Raw genomic sequence first — 18,867 nt, 5'->3', positions numbered from 1 at the left:
CAAGCCTCTTCCTCCTTAACAAAGAAACAAACATTTAAATTTATTAGGTTGCCTTGCAAATTTTAAAATCTTACTCACTCGCCTTAGCAACTTACTAAATTTAGGGCTCATAGTCATTCGCCACTAAATTTAGAAGCGTGATATGCTCGTTCATAAATTTTAAAATTTGAGAAAACTTTTTTAGACAAATAAATTTGAAAATTTGATCAAGCTGTTTTTGCAAATTTTAAAGCTCCCATTAAGCTTTCATCAAGCGCCTTATTAGCCAAAATTTTGTAAAATCCATTCATTAAAAAGGATAAAAAATGAGTGAAAATTCTGGCTTTACACACCTACATTTACACACCGAATACTCCCTACTAGACGGAGCTAACAAGATAGAAGAGCTAGCTCATACGCTCCATGACAGAGGCGACACAGCAGCAGCGATCACGGATCACGGCAACATGTTTGGCGCGATTGATTTTTACAAAAAGATGAAAAAAAATGGGATAAAACCGCTAATTGGCATCGAGGCTTACGTGCATAACGGCGAACAGCTCGATGACAAGAGCACCAAACAGCGCTTTCACCTCATCCTAATCGCCAAAAATGAGACTGGCTATAAAAATTTGATGTATCTAAGCTCTATGAGCTACATCGAGGGCTTTTACTACTATCCTCGTATCAATAAAAAAATCTTAAAAGAGCACAGCGAGGGCCTAGTTTGCAGCTCTGCTTGCTTGCAGGGCGAGGTGAGTTGGCATCTAAATTTAAGCGAGCGTAACGTTAAATTTGGCGCTAAAGGCTACGAGCGGGCAAAAGAGGTTGCGCTTGAGTATAAAGAAATTTTTGGCGATGATTTTTACCTTGAGATCATGCGTCACGGCATCGGCGATCAAAGGCGCATAGACGATGACATCTTGCGTATCGCAAAAGAGACTGGCATCAAGGTCATCGCCACAAACGACACCCACTACACTTTTAAAGAAAGAGCCGCTGCGCACGAGGTTTTCATGTGCATTGCGATGAACAAAACATTAGACGATCCAAACCGACTTCGTCACAGCGTCCATGAGTTTTTTGTTAAAAGCAAAGAGCAGATGAATGAGCTATTTTTAGACATCCCTGAAGCGATAGAAAACACCCAAGAGATCGTGGATAAGTGCAATCTTGAGATCAAGCTTGGCAACCCAACCCCGCCAAATTTTAAATTTACTCTTGAGTGCGCCAAAGAGAGAAATTTAACCCTCCCAGAGCCAGAAAACAGATACAGCTTCAAAAATGACGCTGTATTTTTCGAGCACGAGTGCAGAAAGGGTCTTGAAGAGAGACTGAAATTTGTCCCAGAAAATTTACACGAAGAGTATAGAAAACGCCTTGAGATAGAGATCGGCATCATCAATAAGATGAATTTCCCAGGATATATGATGATCGTTTGGGACTTCATCAACGAAGCCAAGCGCAGAGGTGTGCCAGTTGGCCCAGGACGTGGCTCCGCGGCTGGTAGCTTGGTCGCTTACTCGCTAAAGATCACCGACCTTGATCCTATCCCATACAACCTGCTTTTTGAGAGATTTCTAAACCCAGAGCGCGTTAGCATGCCAGATATCGACGTGGATTTTTGCCAAAGCAGACGTGGCGAGATCATCGACTATGTCACGCAAAAATACGGCAAATTTAACGTTGCTGGCGTTATTACATTTGGTAAATTGCTCGCAAAAGGTGTCATTAGAGATGTCGCTAGAGTCTGCGATATGCCTTATGCTGAGGCTGATGCGATGGCAAAGCTTATCCCTGATGAGCTTAACATCACGCTAAAAGATGCCTACGACAAAGAGCCAAAGATAGCTGAGCTAATAAGCCAAAACCCAAAGGCGGCTAAAATTTGGAAATTTGCCCTTGATCTTGAGGGGCTAAATAGAAACGCCGGCCAGCACGCAGCGGGTGTCGTCATCTCAAACGAAGAGCTTTGGAACAAAACCCCGCTATTTCGCCAACCAAACAGCCCAGAAGATCGCTTTGTCACTCAGTATAGCCTCAAATACCTTGAAGACGTTGATTTAATAAAATTTGACTTTCTTGGCCTTAAGACGCTAACGGTTATCGACAATGCGATAAAGCTCGTTAAACAGCGCACCGGCAAGGACATCATCTGGGAGCGGGTCGATAAAAACGACTCTGGCGTTTATAAGATGATACAAAGTGGTCAAGCCATCGGCATCTTTCAGATAGAGGGTGAGGGCATGAGAAAGCTAGGAACTAGCCTGCGCCCAGACTGCTTTGAGGATATCGTCGCGATGCTAGCGCTCTACCGCCCAGGACCGATGGAGAGTGGCATGCTTGATGACTTCGTCAAAAGAAAACATGGCGAGGCGGAGATAACATACGCATTTAAGGAGCTTGAGCCGATCCTTGCGCCAACATATGGTGTCATCGTCTATCAAGAGCAAGTCATGCAGATCGTGCAAGCCATAGGCGGCTTTAGCTTAGGCGGTGCGGACCTTGTGCGCCGTGCGATGGGTAAAAAGATCAAAGAGGAGATGGACAGGCTAAAGGGCGAGTTTGTAAAAGGTGCTGAGGCAAAGGGGCTAAATGGTCAAAAAGCGGATGATCTTTTCGAGCTGATCGTTAAATTTGCAGGATATGGCTTTAACAAGTCTCACTCCGCAGCCTACGCTTATGTCACATTTCAGACGGCTTATCTGAAGGCTTACTATCCGGCTGAATTTATGGCGGCACTTCTAACAAGCGAGGAGAGCAACGTCGATAAGATCGTTCGCTACATCGATGAGATAAAACGCATAAACATCGATACTTTGCCACCATCTATCAACAAATCAACCAAAGAATTTAGCGTCGTTAAAAATGAGGGTCACGATGGCATTATCTTTGGGCTTGGAGCGATTAAGGGCGTTGGTGGAGCGGCAATTGAGAACATTATCGCTGAGCGCGACGCAAAGGGCGAATTTAAAAGCATGGATGACTTTGTCTCAAGGATCGATCCATTTAAGGTCAATAAAAAGGTCTTTGAAAGCCTCATAAAAGCTGGCTGCTTCGATGAGTTTGGCTTTAGCCGCAAGATGCTTTTGCAAAATGTAGAAAATATCGTAGAAGCTTGCAAAAATGCAGCCCAGATACGTAAAAACGCGGCTGAGAGCCTCTTTGGCGAAGATGATAGCATGAATGATGTGAAGATAAATTTCGTCACGATAAATGACGAATTTGACGTTAAGCAGATACTAAAATTTGAGCAAGAGAGCGTTGGTATCTACCTCTCAGGCCATCCGCTAGATGACTATAAAGATGAGATAAATAAGATCAAATACACGCTAAGCTCGGAGTTTGAAACCTTGCCACAAAGCGCTGAAATTTTGGTGGTTGGCAAGATCGAGGACTTTGCTACTAGGATCACAAAAAGCGGCAAAAAAATGGGCACTATAAATGTGCTTGACTTTCACGGTAATATCGAGATCGCTGTCTTTGAAAGGGAGCTTGGCAACATCGAAGATATCGTAAAAGACGAGGCAAAGCGCGATCTGCCTTATGCTTTTAGGATAAATATCTCGCGCGACGATCAGTTTGTAAGGACAAATTTAAATGAGGTTTATAGCCTAGAAGATGCGCAAAATTTAGACTTTAAGACTAGAAAGCTAAAGCAAAACACTAAATTTAGCAAAAATGAAGAGGCGAGCGCCCCTCAAAAAGTAAGAGAGTATGCCGAGCTAGAGGTGATTTTAAGCCTTAGCGAGCTTAGCAGGCAAAAGCTGGAGCAAATTTATTCGCTAGTTTTTAGTAAAAATGCGCCAAATAATCAAAAACGGCTAATCTTGAAGATAAAAAATGAAACGACAGGCGAAATTTTCATCTATAAGACTGAGTTTATCATAAGCGACGATGTGGGCGAAGAGATAGAAAAGCTCGCTGCTTCAGCGTAAATTTAAGGACAAGAAATGTTTGATATTTTTAGAAAAAAGAGCCATTTTTTAGATGAGCTTGGCATAGATAAAAGTAACTGGAGCGAGCTTTTTAGCGCTTGCCTTGGCAGAGCGAAGCTGCTTCAAAAACGGCTTTTTAAGCAAGTGGTTGAGGCTAGCAAGTGGCAGGCTGACTTTGAAAGTGGCAAAATTTGCTTTGACAAGCAGGAGTTTTATATGCAGTTTATCGGCTCTGAGAGCTTTTCGTCAAACACTTGGCTTTGGGGATATGAAAATATAAATGGCTTTGATGAGCGCTTGCTTAGCCTTGCAAACAGGGCGCGCAAGTTTGGCGAGAAATTTGGACTTGAAGCGTTTAGCACGGCGCAGTTTGAGCTAGATGAAGAGATAAATGGTCACACGATTAGCTTGGTTGCTTGCGTGGCGCTTGGCGAGGAGCTAAGCTACTATAAGATCGATTACGACGGAGGCGCGGCATACGTTGCATTTAGGGCTGAGGCTATCTTTAAAGAGCCAGTTTTAGCAAATGAAGTAATAAGCGTAGTAAATGAGTGTATAAGTGCCTATGAGCTTGATCACAAGCTTTTTATAAAAGGGCTTTTGCTGGGTTGTGAGATAAAATTTAGTGAAAACAAGGATGAGATAGTAGCTAAGCTTAAAGATGAATTTAGCTTTAAATTTGATGATCTTAATAGGCTAACAGATATCTCCGCGAAGTTGTAAGCTTATATTTTGGCTGGGTTATTAGGCGCTTAGCTTAGTAGCCCAGCTCTTTTCTTAGTAAATTTATCTCATCTATCACCATTTGTGGCTTTAGCTCTTTCATGCAAGCATGCGTTTTTAGTGGGCAAACTCGCTTCATACAGGGCATGCACTCTAAGTTTAGATGTACTATTTTTGCAAATTCATTTCCCCAAGGCGAGGTTTCGCTAAATTTTGTCGGTCCAAAAAGAGCGATAGTTGGCACATGAAAGGCGGCAGCTACGTGCATAGGGCCGCTATCGTTTGTGATGAAAATGCCATTTTTACTAAGCCCAGCTATGCGTTCACAAAGCTCTTTGACGCTTGTTTTGCCAGCTAAATTTTGGCAAGCAATGCCGTTTTCTTTTAAAATTTGCTCAATTTTCTCGCAAATTTCTTGCTCGCCTTTGCCACCAAAGATTACGATCTCAAACTCATCTTTGTAATTTAGCGCCACCTGCGCAAAATACTCTGGATACCATCTTTTCGCACTTCCGTAGCTCGCACCTGGATTTAGTGCTAGTGTTTTTTTAGCTGAAATTTTAGGGGTAAAATATAGCTTTAAATCGGTATAAATTTCGCCCAAGCCAAGGGCGTTTTTTACAAAATTTGCATATTTTAGCACCTGGTGAAGGACGGTTTTGCTCTTTTTAAAGATGGCTTTTTGTCTAGCGTTTATAAAAAATAGCATAAATTTGCTAGCAAATGAGCTTCTAAAGCTAAGCGCTAGATCAAATTTGCCAAGACTTTTAGCACTTTTTGCAAGTGATAAAAATCTAAATTTTGCCTTTTTGCTCTCATCAACGACCACTTTTTCGCAGTTTGGATGGTTTTTGTAAAGCTCGCAGGCTACAAATGAGCCAAAAAAAACGATTTGTAAATTTTTCTCATTTTGCACCAAATTTTCTATCGCAGCGCTTGCCATCACGCTATCGCCAAGCCAGGTTGGAAGCTCGATAAAAACTCTCATTTTAAAAGACTTTGTATTACTTTAAGAGTGAGCTCGGCGTTTTTCTCGATACTAAAATTTAAAGAAAGCTGGTAGGCCTTCTCTTGCAGGCTCGCCAAAAGCTCGTGGTTTGTGAGAATTTCATCTATAAACTCCAGCGCGCTCTCGTCGTTTGGATTTTGAAGCACAAATTTATCTTCAAGTATCTCGCTAGCTCCATTTTGAGCCGTCGTAAAGACCACGTTTTTAAAGCTAAGTGCCTCTAGCACGACATTTGAAAATGGTTCATAGTGCGTTGGAAAGATGAAAATATCGCTCGCTTCATAAAATTTCGCCGTGCTCTTTTGCTCGCCGACAAAATAGGCGTTTAGCCCAAGTTTTTTAGCTAGGCGTTTGTAGCTTGAGATGTTTTTGTCTTTGCCGACAATGAGCGTATTTACGGGCGTTTTTAGCTTTGAGGCAAGGAGTAAAAACTCTTTTAGCCCCTTTCTTTTAAAGCCATTTCCCACAAAAAGCAGGGTCGCAAGCTCAAATTTAAGTCCAAATTCCTCACAAAGTGTGAGCTTTGCCTCGGCTTTTTGCACCCTTTGGGGTAAATTTACGCCGTTATAAATGGTCGTGATCTTTTCAGGCTCTATGCCGTAAGTCGCGATGATCTGCTCTTTGATGAAATTTGAGTTTGTGATGATCTTTTGGGAGTTTTTAAAGCACTTTTTCTCTAAGTATGGATAGACGAAATTTAGGGGGTTTAGCCACCAAAAGCTTTTTGTCGCCCTATAAACCTTATGCACGCCGTCTCCAGCCCTGTAGATGTCAGCACAGCTTACTCGCTCTAGGCTAAAATAAAACTCGTCCTCTCTTTTTTGGCGTTTTACTTGGCGGTTAAAATTTAGAGCTTTTTTCCAAGAAGAGACGCTGGTGTCTCCAAGATACGAGCGAATCTCAGTTTGGATACCAAGCTCATTTAGGGCTTTAACAAGCCTTCTTAAGTATCTTTCAGCACCTCCAACTGCGTTTGGATTAGTTCTTAAAAATACTATTTTTTTCATCTATAACTCCTAAAGCCAGTGCCCAGATAGGTAGTATTAATAATTATTAATAAGGCATTTGATTTTTATTTTAAGGGATTTATTTTATCAAAAACAAATAGTAAAATACTTAAAAATAAAATTAAAAATTTTTTAGCTATAATGCCCTAAAAATCGCTAATTTAAGCGGTATTAAAGCTAGGAAAAATAATGATAAATATACTTGAGCTTGAAAGCTCTCTTGGATTTGGCGGGCAGGAGCACCGCACACAGCGTGTGATAAACGGACTAGATAAGAGCAAATTTAAGGTTTTTTATGGGCTAAACCCTGGCTCAAAAAGCCTTGAAAAGCAAATAGAGTGCGAATTTGTCGAGTTTAACCTTAAAAGGTCATTTAATATCTTTGAAATTTTAAAAATTTGCAAATTTGTAAAACAAAATAATATAAAAATCATCTCAACTCACTCAGGCAAAGACGGCACAATAGGCGCACTTGTGGGCAAAATTTGTGGAGTTAGCGTGGTTCGCACTAGGCATTTGCAGCTACCTATAAGCTCTCCCATACCTTACAACCTAAGCACCAAAGTGGTTGGCGTTTGCAACTCAGTTTGCACTGATCTTATCAAAAGAGGTGTGAAAAAAGAGAAGGTGCTAAAAATCTACACAGGCATCGACACGCAAAAATACACGCCAGAATTTAAGATAAATATGAAAAAAGAATTTGGCCTAAGTGATGATGTAGCGGGCGTTTGCATCGTTGCAGTGCTAAGAGCTGCTAAAAATCATAAGCTCTTAATCGATGCATTTAGCGAATTAAATTTAGAAAAATCAGCCCTTTTTATCGTGGGAGACGGTCCTCAAAATAAAAATTTACACGAGTATATAAAAGATAAGAAAAATATCTTCATGCTTGGCAACAGAACCGACGTGAGCGACTTTTTAGGCTCGCTTGATATCTGCGTGCTCCCATCAGACATGGAGGCTATCGGCGGAGCGTTACTTGAGGCATCTTCGTGCAAGCTAGCTACCATTGGGAGCAATGTGGGCGGTCTTGGTGAGGCAGTGAGTAATGGCAAAAGCGGATTTTTATTTGAAAATGGCAACAAAGAGGAGCTAAAAAAGGTGCTTGAAAGGCTCATTTTGGATGAAAATTTAAGAAAGCAGATGGGTGAATTTGGCAGAGAGTACGTCAAAGAGACATTTAGTATCGAAAAAATGATAGAAAACACACAAAATTTATATATGGAGCTTGTAAAATGAGCGTACCAGTTTTGATGTATCATCACGTGCTTGAAAAGAGCGGATTTATCGCTAGTAGCGTTGATGAGTTTAGATCGCACATGAAATTTCTAGCCGAAAATAGCTATAAAACGCTAAGTATAAATGAATTTATCGCATACAAAAAGGGTGAGCTTGAGGTGCCTAAAAAGAGTGTTTGCATAACATTTGACGATGGCTGGATGGATAACTACATCTATGCCTATCCTATCGTGAAAGAATTTGGACTAAAAGCAAATATATTTATAATAACTGGCTGGATAGAGGCAGCGCAAAAGGCCCATGAGTTGAGGCCTGCTAGCTTTTTAAACGTTGATCACAACGAGTGTAAGAGGCTTGCTCCAAGTAGGCCGCAAGATGTGATCTTAAATTTAGAGCAGATCGAGAAGATGAGTGATTGTTTTAGCTTTCATTCGCATACGCACGGGCATTTTGATGGATATTTTGGGCAGCTTAGCTTGGATGAGGAATTTGGTCTTTGCCGTGAGTTTATGAAGAAAAATTTTGGCTTTGAAGATGACACACTTTGCTGGCCAAGAGGCAAATATAATGACGAGTATCTAAATGCTGCTAAAAAGCATGGCTACAAGGCATTTTTCACGACAAAGCGCGGCATAAATAAGGCCGATGGCAACCTTGAGGAGATAAAACGCATAGTGACAAAGCGCGATGAAAAATGGCTTAAAAAGACTATGTTTATCTATCAAAATGACTTTTTGGGATCTATTTATGCTTTTCTAAGGAGTTAGGACTAAGTGCTATTTAAAGCTTCTATTTCTAAAGTCTGAGTAAATTTTGCCTATAAATGGCGTTGAATAGATAAAAAGCTTCTTTTTGATCCTAAAAATGTAGTCGCTCTCACTCTTTGCGTTGTTTGAGATATCGATACGCCTTATCTTAAATTTATCATCTCTCACGCAAAATCCGCCATCTATCACGCTAAAAGCAAAGCCATAATACTCTCTAACTATCCTTTGCGAAAGTTCGTTAAAATGCCCTTTTGGAAAGCAAAAGCCAAATTCTTTTTTTTCTGGAAATAGCTCTTTTATCTTGGCAAGCGAGCTAGAAAACTCCTCTCTTAGCTTTGCCTCATCGTCACTTCTGCAAGAAAAGTGGCTCGCTGTGTGGCTATCAAATTCAAAAAGCCCACTCTCTTGCATCTGCCTGATCTCATCTAAATTTAAAAAATACTCTGCGTCTTTGTCGTAGTCGATCTCTTTGTGTTTTTTAAATGAAAAATCGTAATCCTGCCTTTTAAAATCCTTGATCTTATCTGTTATCAAAAAGCAAACGGCTGGGATGTTTAGCTCTTTTAAGATAGGAAAAGCAAATTTGTAATTATCAAAATATCCATCATCAAAAGTTAGCAAAATGCTCTTTTTATGAGCCTTTGCTCTGCCAGCCACGATATCTTTAAATTGGGCATAATTTATAAATTTATAGCCCTCGTCAAGTGCCATGAGAATCGCTTTTTTAAATAGCTCTGGCTTAATGGCAAAGTCGTTTTCATTGTTATTGCAGTGGTGCATCGTTAGCACGCAAACTGGGTGGTTCATTTTTGCTCCAGTAAATTTCTTATAGCCTCTTTTAGTGCCTTGTGGCTAAAGTTTTCATCCACAAATTTAAAGGCGTTTTGAGAGTAAATTTTGGCTTTTTCAGGCTCATTTATCAGTTCTAAAATGCACTCTTTTAGTGAAGCTTCATCTAAATTTCTAGCACAAAGCCCACGCTCTTTATCTTTAACTAGCACATTCATCGGGGCATTATCATAGACTACTACTGGCACCTTTGAGCTCATCGCCTCAAGTAGTACTGTGCCAAGCCCCTCAGAGTGCGAGGCAAATACGTAGATATCAAAGCTTTTTATAACATTTGCCGCGTCATTTCTAAAACCAGTGAAGATGATCTTATCTTTTTCGTCAAACATAGAGGCGATCTGCTCTTTTGTGCCGTCACTAATGTTGCCAGAAAATACAATAGTCGCATCCTTTGTCTTTAAAATTTCTTTTGCAGCACTTGCAAAGTCAAAGACGCCTTTCTTGCGGTAAAGTGAGGTAAAAGTGCCGATGACTAGCTCATCTTTGGCGATATTAAACTCATCTCTAAAAGTGCTTTTTGTGCTACCAATCTTTTCAACATCAACCGTGCTTGGCATAAAAAAGAGCCTATCTTCGCTAACGCCGATGCTTAGAAGATACTCTTTGACGCTACCTGAGATATATAAAATTTTATCAAAAAGCTTTTTATGCATAAATTTAGAAAGAAACCCCTTTATAGGGAAAAGATTATGTCTTTCTTTATAAAATTTAACACCTCTTTTGCGGTACTTTAGCCCAGCTATGGCACCAACCCAGCTATCAGTCGAGCCATGCGTGATCACGACATCTATCTTGTTTGAGTTTATCGCCTCACAAAGTGCTGGTACGCTTTTGTGAAAATTTTTCTTATTCATCTCTTGTGTGATGACCTTAAATCCATCTTCTTTTGCGATGCTTTCGATCTGCGAATTTGGGTTGCAAAAGAGCATCACTTCATGACCCATTTCACGCATGAAACGCATCTCATTTAGCGTCTTGTTTTGCTCGCCACCCCAGTTAAAAAGCGTCTGCGTGTGGAGGATATTCATTGCGCTAGCTCCAAATTTGATCTTATTTTCGCCTTTATATGTCCCATTTCATCGCTAAAGTCCATTAAAGTCTTCTCGATGCCGTGCTCTTTTATGCCCTCTTTGTCGCAAGGCACAAAGTCCCAATCTTTTTGATATACGATATGCTTGCCCATGCTTTGGATGCCATTTTGCGCTGTGTAGCCATTTTGCATCAAGCCATTGTCCCAAGGTCCCCATTCAAAAGCGTTACTTGGGCCAAAAAAGGCGATCACTGGCACGTCATTTGCAGCGGCTATATGCATGATCGCAGTATCGACGCCGATAAAGAGACTTGAGCGCTTTGAGAGGGCGATCGTTTGTTTTAGGCTTAGCTTGCCACCTAAATTTATAGGCTCGCTTTTGCAAATTTTTAGCACATTTGCAAGCTTATTTAGCTCATTTTCTTTGTTGTCGCTTGTTAGCACGACCTTTACATTTAGCTCGTTTTCGCAGTAGTCGATGAGCTCTGCCATACTCTCGTCGTTTGCGCATTTAAACATCCAGCGGCTTGTTAGATGCACGTGTACAAAGCGTTTTGGTAAATTTAGATGCTCCATGCTCTCGTCTGAAAAAACGCTCACTTTTTTACTCACTGGCTCAAAGCCCAAAGCCCTTAGCGCGTTTAAATTTAGATCAACCGTATGAGAGAAATTTTCGTAGTATTTTGCCTTTACGCTTAAAAGCTTGTTTATCGCATTGTGCTTGCCTAAAAAGCCAACTATCTTTTTGATCTTGGCGTATTTTGAGATGATGACTCCGCGGTCTCCAGTGGTCGTTTGCACCGCCATATCGTACTTCTCTTTTTTGATCGCTCTTATAAATTTTAGCTCGGTAATTAGCTTTTTAAAAAAGCCAGAATTTGCACTTTGCCTATCGTAAATGTGGATTTTATTTATATAAGGATTGCCTTCTATCATCGCTTCTGTGCCTTTATTTAGGGCGAAGTCGATGGTCGCATCTGGGTAGTAGTGGTGCAAATTTTCAATGAGTGGCGTTGTCAAAAGTACGTCGCCGATGTTTCTAAATTTAATCACAAGTATTTTCATTTTATATATTTCCAAAATGTGTACTGGGCGTAAAGTCTAGCGATAACATAGCCTGCAAAGCCCTCTTTAAAGCCGCCTTTTAGCACGTAAAGCTTAAAAAATGTCCATGCCGGGCTTGTAAGCGCCTTTAGCAAATTTCTTTTTGCGCCCATGCTTGAGTAGCGATTTTGCTTGGCGATAAACTGCTCGATGCTCTCATACGCGTAGTGCAAGAAGTGATTTTTAAGCGCTCCAAGCCTTTGTGAGCTGTCATTTAAAACAACCTTTTCATGCACAGCTCTGCCATCAAATTTGGCAAAATTTTTGTTAAAAAGTCTCACCGTGTAGTCTGGATATAGCCCCATGTTTTTTATCGCTTTGCCAAAGAAAAAATTTAACCTAGCAACGTTGTAAGCCATAAATTTAGGCTCTTTTAGCGTGCTAATGATCTCATTTTTAAGCTCGTCTGTTATCACCTCGTCGCTATCAAGCACAAAGACCCACTCGTTTTTGGCTAGATCCACGCCCTTTTGCTTTTGCGCGCCAAATCCAAGCCAAGCTTGCTCGTGAAATTTCACATTGCTAAAGCCATCACAAATTTGCCTTGTGCTGTCTCGTGAGCCGCTATCAACCACGATGATCTCATCAGCAAATTTAGCGCTCTCTAGCACCTCTTTTAGGTACTTTTCGCTGTTAAAAGTCAAAATGACAACGCTTAGCATTTATACTCATTTTCGTAAAATCTCTTAAACCTTTGGTGAAACCAAAAGTATTCTTCTGGCCTTGCTCTAACCATCTCTTCGCACGCACTGCACTGCATCTGCGTCGCTTTTTGCACAGCATCTTCTTTGTCAAATGTGCTTATATCTATTGGCTGCTCAAAGCAAATTTCATTTAAATTTTCACCTTTTTGGTAGATAAATGCGTTTATGATAAGAGCATTTGTCTTTTGCGCTAGCACGCTTGCAGCTGGTGTGTGAAGCACATTTTTGCCAAAAAACTGCACCTTTATGCCATCTTTTGGTGCGGTATTTTGATCGACTAAAATTCCTACTATTCGCCTAGCTTTTAGCGCTTTTAAGATATCTTTTGCGCCGCCATTTTTGTCGATTAGCTCCACGTCAAACTGCGCTCTGTTTGCCCTTAAAATTTTATCCATGACGCTGCTATCAAGCTTTCTGCCAAGCACTGAAGATGGCCCAAAATGCGCTGCAACTGCTAGAGGAAATATCTCCCACTGCCCAAAGTGCGCAGTCGTGACGATGATAGGTCTGTCAGATTTTATCGCGTCAAGTAAAAAGTGCTCATTTTTAAAAACAACTTGTTCAAGTATCTTTTGCTTTGTCGTGTTTTGATTGAGGATGAAATTTATACCAAGATATTTTGCAAAGTTGTAGTAGCATTTTTTGGCGATCTCTAGCTTCTCTTCTTTAGTTTTTGTCTCGCCAAAAGCGAGGTCTAAATTTGTCATCACGATGTGAAAACGCTTTTTTTTAAGCTTCATAAACGCAAATGCTAAAAATTTAGCAAGCAGGTTTTGAAGCGAGCTTGGCAATATAAATATAAGAAATTTCAAAGTATAAAAGCCAGCTAGATATAGCCTATCCATTTAGCAGCCTTTTTGCGAAATTTGCAACCGTTTCAGGGTAAATTTCTCTTATGCAAAAGTCGTTTTTATCGATGCTTCTAGCATCTATCTCCTTACCCATATCAACGACAAGATTTTTGTCTGTGACGTAGGCATTGCGGTGGCTTGGTCGGTTACCAAAAAGCGTGATAGAAGGCCTATTTACAGCCCATGCAAGGTGCGTTAAGCCGCTATCGTTGCCGATTACTAGATCGCAGCTTGCGATAAAATCTATCATATCTTTTATGCTTAGCTTTTCAAGCAGTTTTGCAAAAGTGCCTGAAATGATCGCCTCAGCCCTTGTTTTTTCGCTCTCACTCCCGTAGCAAAGGTAAATTTCGCATCCCTCAAGCAGTCTGATCACATCTTTAAATTTATCATAAATTTTGCTCTCTTCGCTTGCAAAGGCAGCGATTAGTACGCGTTTTTTGCCGCTTTCATTTTTAAATTTTTTGCAAATTTCAAAGCAGGGCGATTTTTTTAAAATTTCACTTTTGTCAAAGCTAAAATTTAAGGCGTATCCAACAAGGCTTAGGTTTCTAACTATGATATTTTCATTGTAGTCGATCTTAAATTTATGCCTATAAAGCCTGGCTGCGATCTTTTCTTTGACGCTCTCTCTGCTAAAGCCATAAATTTCTTTGCCTAGTAGTTTTGCGACGACGGCTGATTTGAAAAGTCCTTGCAGGTCGATGATCTTGTCAAATTTGCCAAGTGTTTTTATGATCTTGTAGCTCTTTTTAAAGCTCTCTTTAAGTGGCAAAATGACTAGTTCGTCGATTAGGGGATGATCTTTTAAAAGGCTTGCAAAACGGGCATCAACCAGCCATGTGATGTGAGTATTTGGGCAGTGCTTTTTGATAAACTGAAGCACGATGGCTGCATGGACGATGTCCCCAAGTGCCGAAAGCTTTACGATGGCTATTTTTAGTTGATTTTTATCTTGCATAAAACACTTTAAATATAAATTTTTGGTATGATTTTAAAAAAAAATGCTTAAAAAAGGGCTAAAATGGCGAAAAGTTACATCTGCGTCTTTGACTGTGAGACGATACCTGATGCAAATTTGATAAGAAAAATTTACGGCATCGACGGAAGCGACGAAGATGTGAGCGTGCAGGCGATGGCCTTGCAAAAAGAGGCTAGTGGGAGTGAGTTTTTGCCTGTGATGTTTCATAGAGTGGTCGCGATCTCTGCGGTGATGGCCGATGAATACGGCAAATTTTTAAAAGTTAGCACGATGGAGGGCAAGGATGAGCGCGAGATCATCGCTAAATTTTTAAAATTTATAAATGATTACAACCCAAGGCTCGTTAGCTTTAACGGCCGTGGCTTTGACCTGCCAATGCTTATGGTGCGTGCGATGCGCTACAACCTAAACGCAGCGGCATATTACGAGAGCGAAAACAAAGAGCTAAACAAAAACAAATGGGAAAATTATAGGGCAAGGTATTCGCCTAAATTTCACCTTGATCTGCTTGATTTTATAAGCGATTTTGGAAGTGTTAGAGGGCTAAAGCTTGATACACTTTGTGCTAGCTTAAATTTACCTGGCAAATACGACGTGCACGGCGATCAGGTGCTTGAGCTATACTACGCAGGCGAACTTGATAAGATAAACGAATACTGCGAAAGTGACGTGCTAAACACATACTGGCTATTTTTGAAATTTGAGCTTTTGCAGGCAAATATCTTGCAAGATGACTACATAAATCACCTAAATGTGATGAGCGAATTTCTAGCTAAAAACTGCGCTCACAGGGGATACACTGAGGTCTTTTGCTCTGCGATAAGCGACGAGCTAGCAAGGCTTAGCGGACAGCTAGACTACGAGATAAAGATAGATAAAGAGGCTTTGGAGTTTAGCGAATTTGATGATGTAAGGCCCATTAGCAAAGAGGAGCTAAATCGCGATATGCTGGGCGGTCTGCTTAAAAAAGCAAGCGATCTAAAGCCAAAAGAGCCAAAGAGCAAGACACTTTTTGAAGAGAAAGTGCCTGAGATAAATTTAGACGACGAATAAGTCAAAATGAAAGGAAAAATATGAAAATTTTAGTAACTGGAACAGCTGGATTTATAGGATTTCACCTTGCAAATGCCCTTGTGGCTCGTGGGGATGAGGTCGTTGGGTATGACGTGATAAATGACTATTACGACGTAAATTTAAAGCTTGCACGCCTAAAAACGGCTGGCTTTGACGTGAGCGAGATAGACTACGGCAAGCTTATCGTCTCAAAAACGCATCCAAATTTAAAATTTATAAAAGCAGACCTTGCTGATGAAAAGACGATGAAAGAGCTTTTTGAGAAGCAAAAATTTGATGTAGTGGTGAATTTAGCCGCACAAGCTGGCGTTCGCTACTCGCTCATAAACCCAAAAGCCTATATAGACAGCAACATCACAGGCTTTATGAACATCCTCGAGTGCTGCCGCCACAACGAGATCAAAAACCTAGTCTATGCAAGCTCTAGCTCGGTTTATGGCCTAAATGAAAACATGCCATTTTCTACGCACGAGGGGGTCAATCACCCTATAAGCCTCTACGCAGCGACCAAAAAGAGCAACGAGATGATGGCGCACACTTATAGCCACCTATTTAACGTGCCAACGACTGGACTTCGCTTTTTTACGGTTTATGGACCATGGGGACGCCCTGATATGGCGCTATTTTTGTTTGTTGACGCGGCACTTAAAGATAAAACCATCGACGTCTTTAACTACGGCAAGATGAAGCGCGACTTTACCTACGTAGACGACATAGTAAAGGGCATAATTAAGTGCATCGACAACCCAGCTAAACCTAATCCAGCTTGGGACGCAAAGCACCCAGACCCTGCCACCTCAAAAGCGCCGTTTAAGGTCTATAATATCGGCAACAACAGCCCAGTCGAGCTCATGGACTACATCAAGGCAGTTGAGATAAAGATCGGCCGTGAGATCAAGAAAAATTTTCTCCCACTTCAAGCAGGCGACGTGCCAGCGACATTTGCTGATGTGAGCGACTTGGTAGCTGACTTTGACTACAAACCAAATACAAAAGTAAACGACGGTGTGGCTAAATTTGTCGAGTGGTATAGCGAGTTTTACGGGATCAAGATCTAAATGAGACGTTGCGAGTGGGCCAAGGGCGAGCTTGATATAGCCTACCACGATAATGAGTGGGGCAAGGTCATAAAAGATGATAGAAAATTTTTTGAGATAATAGTTTTAGAGGGCTTTCAAGCAGGACTTTCGTGGCATGGAGTGCTTCAAAAAAGAGAGGCTATGAGAGTGGCATTTGACGGCTTTGATCCTGAAAAGATCAAGCTTTATGGCGAGGCCGAGATAGCTAAATTTATGCAAAACGAAGGGTTGATGCGCAATAGACTAAAACTAAAATCGCTTGCCACAAACGCACTTGCTTTTTTATCAGTAACGCAAGAATTTGGCAGCTTTTATGACTATTTGTGGGGGCATCTGCTAAGAAAATTTGATCCCAAATTTGACGGCAAACAGATCATCAATCACTATCAAAATATCAAGCAAGTGCCGGCAACCACGCCGATGTCTGACTTTGTGGCAAAGGAGCTAAAAAAGCGAGGGTTTAAGTTTCTAGGCTCTGTTAGCACCTATGCCTTTTTGCAAAGTGTGGGCGTGGTGGATGATCATATGGATTATTGTTTTTGCAAGGCAAAAGGCTGATTAGGATAGTTTTTGCACTTTTGGTGCTTTTAAATTTTGCATTTTCTCTTGAACTGCTGCGCCTTAGCGAATTTAAAGATCAAAATGTCTCAGGTTGGCTAGCTAGCGAGAAGCTTGATGGCGTGCGTGCCTACTGGGACGGAGAGAATTTGCTCTCAAGGCAGGGCAAAAAGTTAAATGCACCACTAAGTTTTACTAAAAATTTCCCTAAATTTGCACTTGACGGTGAGCTTTACGCAAAGGAGCTTAAATTTGAAGAGATTCAAGCAAGCGTGATGGATAAGCTGCCAGATGAAAAGGCGTGGAGCAAGCTTAAATTTCACGTTTTTGACGTGCCAGAGGCAAGTGGCGGCTTGCCTCGTAGGCTTGAAGTTTTGGCTAAATTTCTAAAAAATGAGCCAAATGACAATTTAATCATCATAAAGCAGATAAAAATGCGCGATAACGCTCAGTTTTTAAAATTTACTGAAAGTATCATCGCAAAAGGCGGCGAAGGAGCTGTGGTGCGTGAGCCAAATGCGCCATACGAGCGAAAACGAAGTAAAAATGCGCTCAAATTTAAGAAATTTAAAGACGCCGAGTGTGAGGTTATCACTATAAATAAAGGCAGCGGCAAATACGCAAATCTTGCTGGCTCGCTCACCTGCAAGGCACTTGGTAGCAAAGATGATAAAGAAAAAGCTGGCGAGCCAAAAGAGGGCACTATCTTTAAAATAGGCTCAGGACTAAGCGATAAAAACCGTCAAGATCCCCCAAAGATAGGCTCTATCATCACATATAAATTTCAAAATTTAACCGCCAACGGCAAGCCAAGATTTCCTATATTTTTAAGGATTAGAGAGGATTAAATTTCGTCCGCGATCTCTTTTAACGCCCTAAAAGAGTCAAGCTGCGCCTCCTCATCAAAGATGAAACTTTGAGCCATGATCTCATCGACTTCAAGTCTGTTTTGAAACTCTAAAATTTGCTCTTTAACGCTTTGCTTTGAGCCTATGAAAGAGCACGCCATCATCTCTTCTGTGACGCTTCTTTCTCTATTTTTTAGCTCTATTTGCCTAAAGTCGATCGGCCCAAAATGCGGAGCCTTGGCACCTGTTTTGTAAGACGCAGCAAAGACCTCGTCGTTATCCTTTTTTGGCGGCTGCAAATACTCTTTTTCGCCAGTTACTACGTTTAAGAAAAACTGCGTTTGCGTAGTTGCCAAGCTCTTTGCTAGCTCGTCACTTTGGGCTATTATCACATTTGCTCCTGCGATGATATAGGGCGCTTTTAAAAAAGGCGATGGTTTGAAATTTTGACGATAAATTTCTACCGCTTTTTCTAGCGCACGTGGTGCAAAGTGCGACGCAAAGGCGTAAGGCAGACCAAACTCAGCCGCCACGTATGCGCTATATATGCTTGAGCCAAGTATGTAAATAGGCGGAAATTTTTCAATTTTTGGATAGGCTTTTACGGCTCTTTTGGCGTTAAAATAGTCCATTAGGTCGTTTATTTGCATATCAAATTCTATCTCTCTGGCACCGCGTCTAAGCACTGCAGCTGTCTCTTGGTCAGTCCCTGGAGCTCTGCCAAGCCCAAGATCGACGCGGTTTGGAAATAGCGTCTCAAGAGTGGCGTACTGCTCTGCGATGGAGTAGGGGCTGTGGTTTGGTAGCATCACTCCGCCAGAGCCCACACGCAAACTTTTTGTATGCTCTAAGATGTGCGCGATGATGAGCTGCGTGGCTGAGCTTGCTAAATTTTGCATATTGTGATGCTCTGCGACCCAGTAGCGATTTATGCCGATATCCTCGGCAAATTTAGCCAGTCTAACGGCTGCGTCTATGGCGGCTTTTGCGTCACCGCCTTGTTTTATCGGTAGTAAATTTAAGATTGAGAGATTCATTTTTTATCCTTTTTTATTTTGTAGATGAGAGATTATAAAGATTAAATTTAAAATAGATTGTAAGTCTATTTTAAATTTATAAAGGCAAA

The 18,867-nt window shown here is 41.1% G+C and carries 18 protein-coding genes; 8 read left to right on the top strand and 10 right to left on the bottom strand.

Annotated elements, in window-relative coordinates; genetic code table 11:
• Positions 1-100: 100 nt before the first annotated feature.
• The gene (locus CVT00_RS10365) at positions 101-223 is read right to left on the bottom strand and encodes a hypothetical protein (protein WP_002939925.1); all 123 of its coding nucleotides are present in this window, start codon (positions 221-223) and stop codon (positions 101-103) included.
• An 82-nt stretch (positions 224-305) separates the two neighbouring features.
• Between CVT00_RS10365 and dnaE the strand changes: the two genes are divergently transcribed.
• Both dnaE and CVT00_RS07510 read left to right on the top strand, forming a co-directional pair.
• Complete coding sequence (gene dnaE / locus CVT00_RS07515; RefSeq protein ID WP_107914649.1) at positions 306-3,917, top strand: DNA polymerase III subunit alpha; 3,612 nt, start codon at positions 306-308, stop codon at positions 3,915-3,917.
• Between the two features lie 15 nt (positions 3,918-3,932).
• Entirely contained in the window at positions 3,933-4,640 is a 708-nt protein-coding gene (locus CVT00_RS07510; protein ID WP_103558808.1) for a DUF6882 domain-containing protein, read from the top strand.
• Positions 4,641-4,674: 34 nt separating this feature from the next.
• Here CVT00_RS07510 and waaF read toward each other — a convergent pair whose 3' ends face one another.
• Positions 4,675-5,628 (bottom strand): lipopolysaccharide heptosyltransferase II, encoded by a 954-nt coding sequence (gene waaF, locus CVT00_RS07505; protein WP_103558807.1) that lies wholly within the window; start codon positions 5,626-5,628, stop codon positions 4,675-4,677.
• Positions 5,625-6,656 carry a glycosyltransferase family 4 protein gene (locus CVT00_RS07500; protein ID WP_107914646.1) on the bottom strand — a complete coding sequence of 344 codons (1,032 nt, stop codon included), beginning with the start codon at positions 6,654-6,656 and terminating at the stop codon, positions 5,625-5,627. The genes waaF and CVT00_RS07500 overlap by 4 nt, the downstream gene beginning before the upstream one ends.
• Positions 6,657-6,845: 189 nt before the next feature.
• Here CVT00_RS07500 and CVT00_RS07495 point away from each other — a divergent pair, with 189 nt between their 5' ends.
• Positions 6,846-7,895, top strand: coding sequence for a glycosyltransferase family 4 protein (locus CVT00_RS07495; RefSeq protein WP_107914644.1), 1,050 nt, complete (start codon positions 6,846-6,848; stop codon positions 7,893-7,895).
• A complete protein-coding gene (locus tag CVT00_RS07490; protein ID WP_107804771.1) occupies positions 7,892-8,662 on the top strand; it encodes a polysaccharide deacetylase family protein in 771 nt (256 codons plus the stop codon). Before CVT00_RS07495 ends, CVT00_RS07490 begins: the two co-directional genes overlap by 4 nt.
• A gap of 9 nt (positions 8,663-8,671) precedes the next feature.
• On the opposite strand, the gene CVT00_RS07485 is transcribed toward CVT00_RS07490, so the two are convergent.
• Genes CVT00_RS07485 through waaC form a run of 6 tightly spaced genes read right to left on the bottom strand, consistent with a single transcriptional unit; the run spans position 8,672 to position 14,161 of the window.
• On the bottom strand, positions 8,672-9,469 hold the full coding sequence (locus CVT00_RS07485) for a polysaccharide deacetylase family protein (RefSeq protein WP_107914642.1): 798 nt from the start codon (positions 9,467-9,469) through the stop codon (positions 8,672-8,674).
• A complete protein-coding gene (locus tag CVT00_RS07480; protein WP_107914640.1) occupies positions 9,466-10,539 on the bottom strand; it encodes a glycosyltransferase family 4 protein in 1,074 nt (357 codons plus the stop codon). The genes CVT00_RS07485 and CVT00_RS07480 overlap by 4 nt, the downstream gene beginning before the upstream one ends.
• Positions 10,536-11,606 (bottom strand): putative lipopolysaccharide heptosyltransferase III, encoded by a 1,071-nt coding sequence (gene rfaQ / locus CVT00_RS07475; RefSeq protein ID WP_107914638.1) that lies wholly within the window; start codon positions 11,604-11,606, stop codon positions 10,536-10,538. Before rfaQ ends, CVT00_RS07480 begins: the two co-directional genes overlap by 4 nt.
• Positions 11,603-12,307: a glycosyltransferase family 2 protein gene (locus CVT00_RS07470; protein ID WP_107914636.1), complete on the bottom strand. Its 705-nt coding sequence runs from the start codon at positions 12,305-12,307 to the stop codon at positions 11,603-11,605. Before CVT00_RS07470 ends, rfaQ begins: the two co-directional genes overlap by 4 nt.
• Positions 12,301-13,194, bottom strand: a complete 894-nt coding sequence (locus CVT00_RS07465; RefSeq protein WP_107914634.1) for a lipid A biosynthesis lauroyl acyltransferase — start codon at positions 13,192-13,194, stop codon at positions 12,301-12,303. The genes CVT00_RS07470 and CVT00_RS07465 overlap by 7 nt, the downstream gene beginning before the upstream one ends.
• A complete protein-coding gene (waaC, locus tag CVT00_RS07460) occupies positions 13,187-14,161 on the bottom strand; it encodes a lipopolysaccharide heptosyltransferase I (RefSeq protein WP_107914632.1) in 975 nt (324 codons plus the stop codon). The genes CVT00_RS07465 and waaC overlap by 8 nt, the downstream gene beginning before the upstream one ends.
• Positions 14,162-14,224: 63 nt before the next feature.
• On the opposite strand from waaC, the gene CVT00_RS07455 reads away from it, so the two are divergent.
• From CVT00_RS07455 to CVT00_RS07440, 4 genes are read left to right on the top strand one after another with little or no spacing between them, the layout of a single operon-like run.
• On the top strand, positions 14,225-15,235 hold the full coding sequence (locus CVT00_RS07455; protein ID WP_107914630.1) for a 3'-5' exonuclease: 1,011 nt from the start codon (positions 14,225-14,227) through the stop codon (positions 15,233-15,235).
• Between the two features lie 20 nt (positions 15,236-15,255).
• Positions 15,256-16,314, top strand: a complete 1,059-nt coding sequence (locus CVT00_RS07450; RefSeq protein WP_107914628.1) for an NAD-dependent epimerase — start codon at positions 15,256-15,258, stop codon at positions 16,312-16,314.
• A complete protein-coding gene (locus tag CVT00_RS07445; protein ID WP_107914626.1) occupies positions 16,315-16,893 on the top strand; it encodes a DNA-3-methyladenine glycosylase I in 579 nt (192 codons plus the stop codon).
• Complete coding sequence (locus CVT00_RS07440) at positions 16,893-17,741, top strand: DNA ligase (RefSeq protein ID WP_107914856.1); 849 nt, start codon at positions 16,893-16,895, stop codon at positions 17,739-17,741. The genes CVT00_RS07445 and CVT00_RS07440 overlap by 1 nt, the downstream gene beginning before the upstream one ends.
• Here CVT00_RS07440 and CVT00_RS07435 read toward each other — a convergent pair.
• Positions 17,738-18,778, bottom strand: a complete 1,041-nt coding sequence (locus CVT00_RS07435) for an LLM class flavin-dependent oxidoreductase (protein ID WP_107914624.1) — start codon at positions 18,776-18,778, stop codon at positions 17,738-17,740. The genes CVT00_RS07440 and CVT00_RS07435 overlap by 4 nt on opposite strands.
• Positions 18,779-18,867 lie beyond the last annotated feature (89 nt).

This window comes from Campylobacter concisus (assembly GCF_003048675.2).
GTDB classification, from domain to species: domain Bacteria; phylum Campylobacterota; class Campylobacteria; order Campylobacterales; family Campylobacteraceae; genus Campylobacter_A; species Campylobacter_A concisus_F.
Note: the sequence above shows the minus strand (reverse complement) of the source record. Positions and strands in the feature narration are given on the sequence as shown.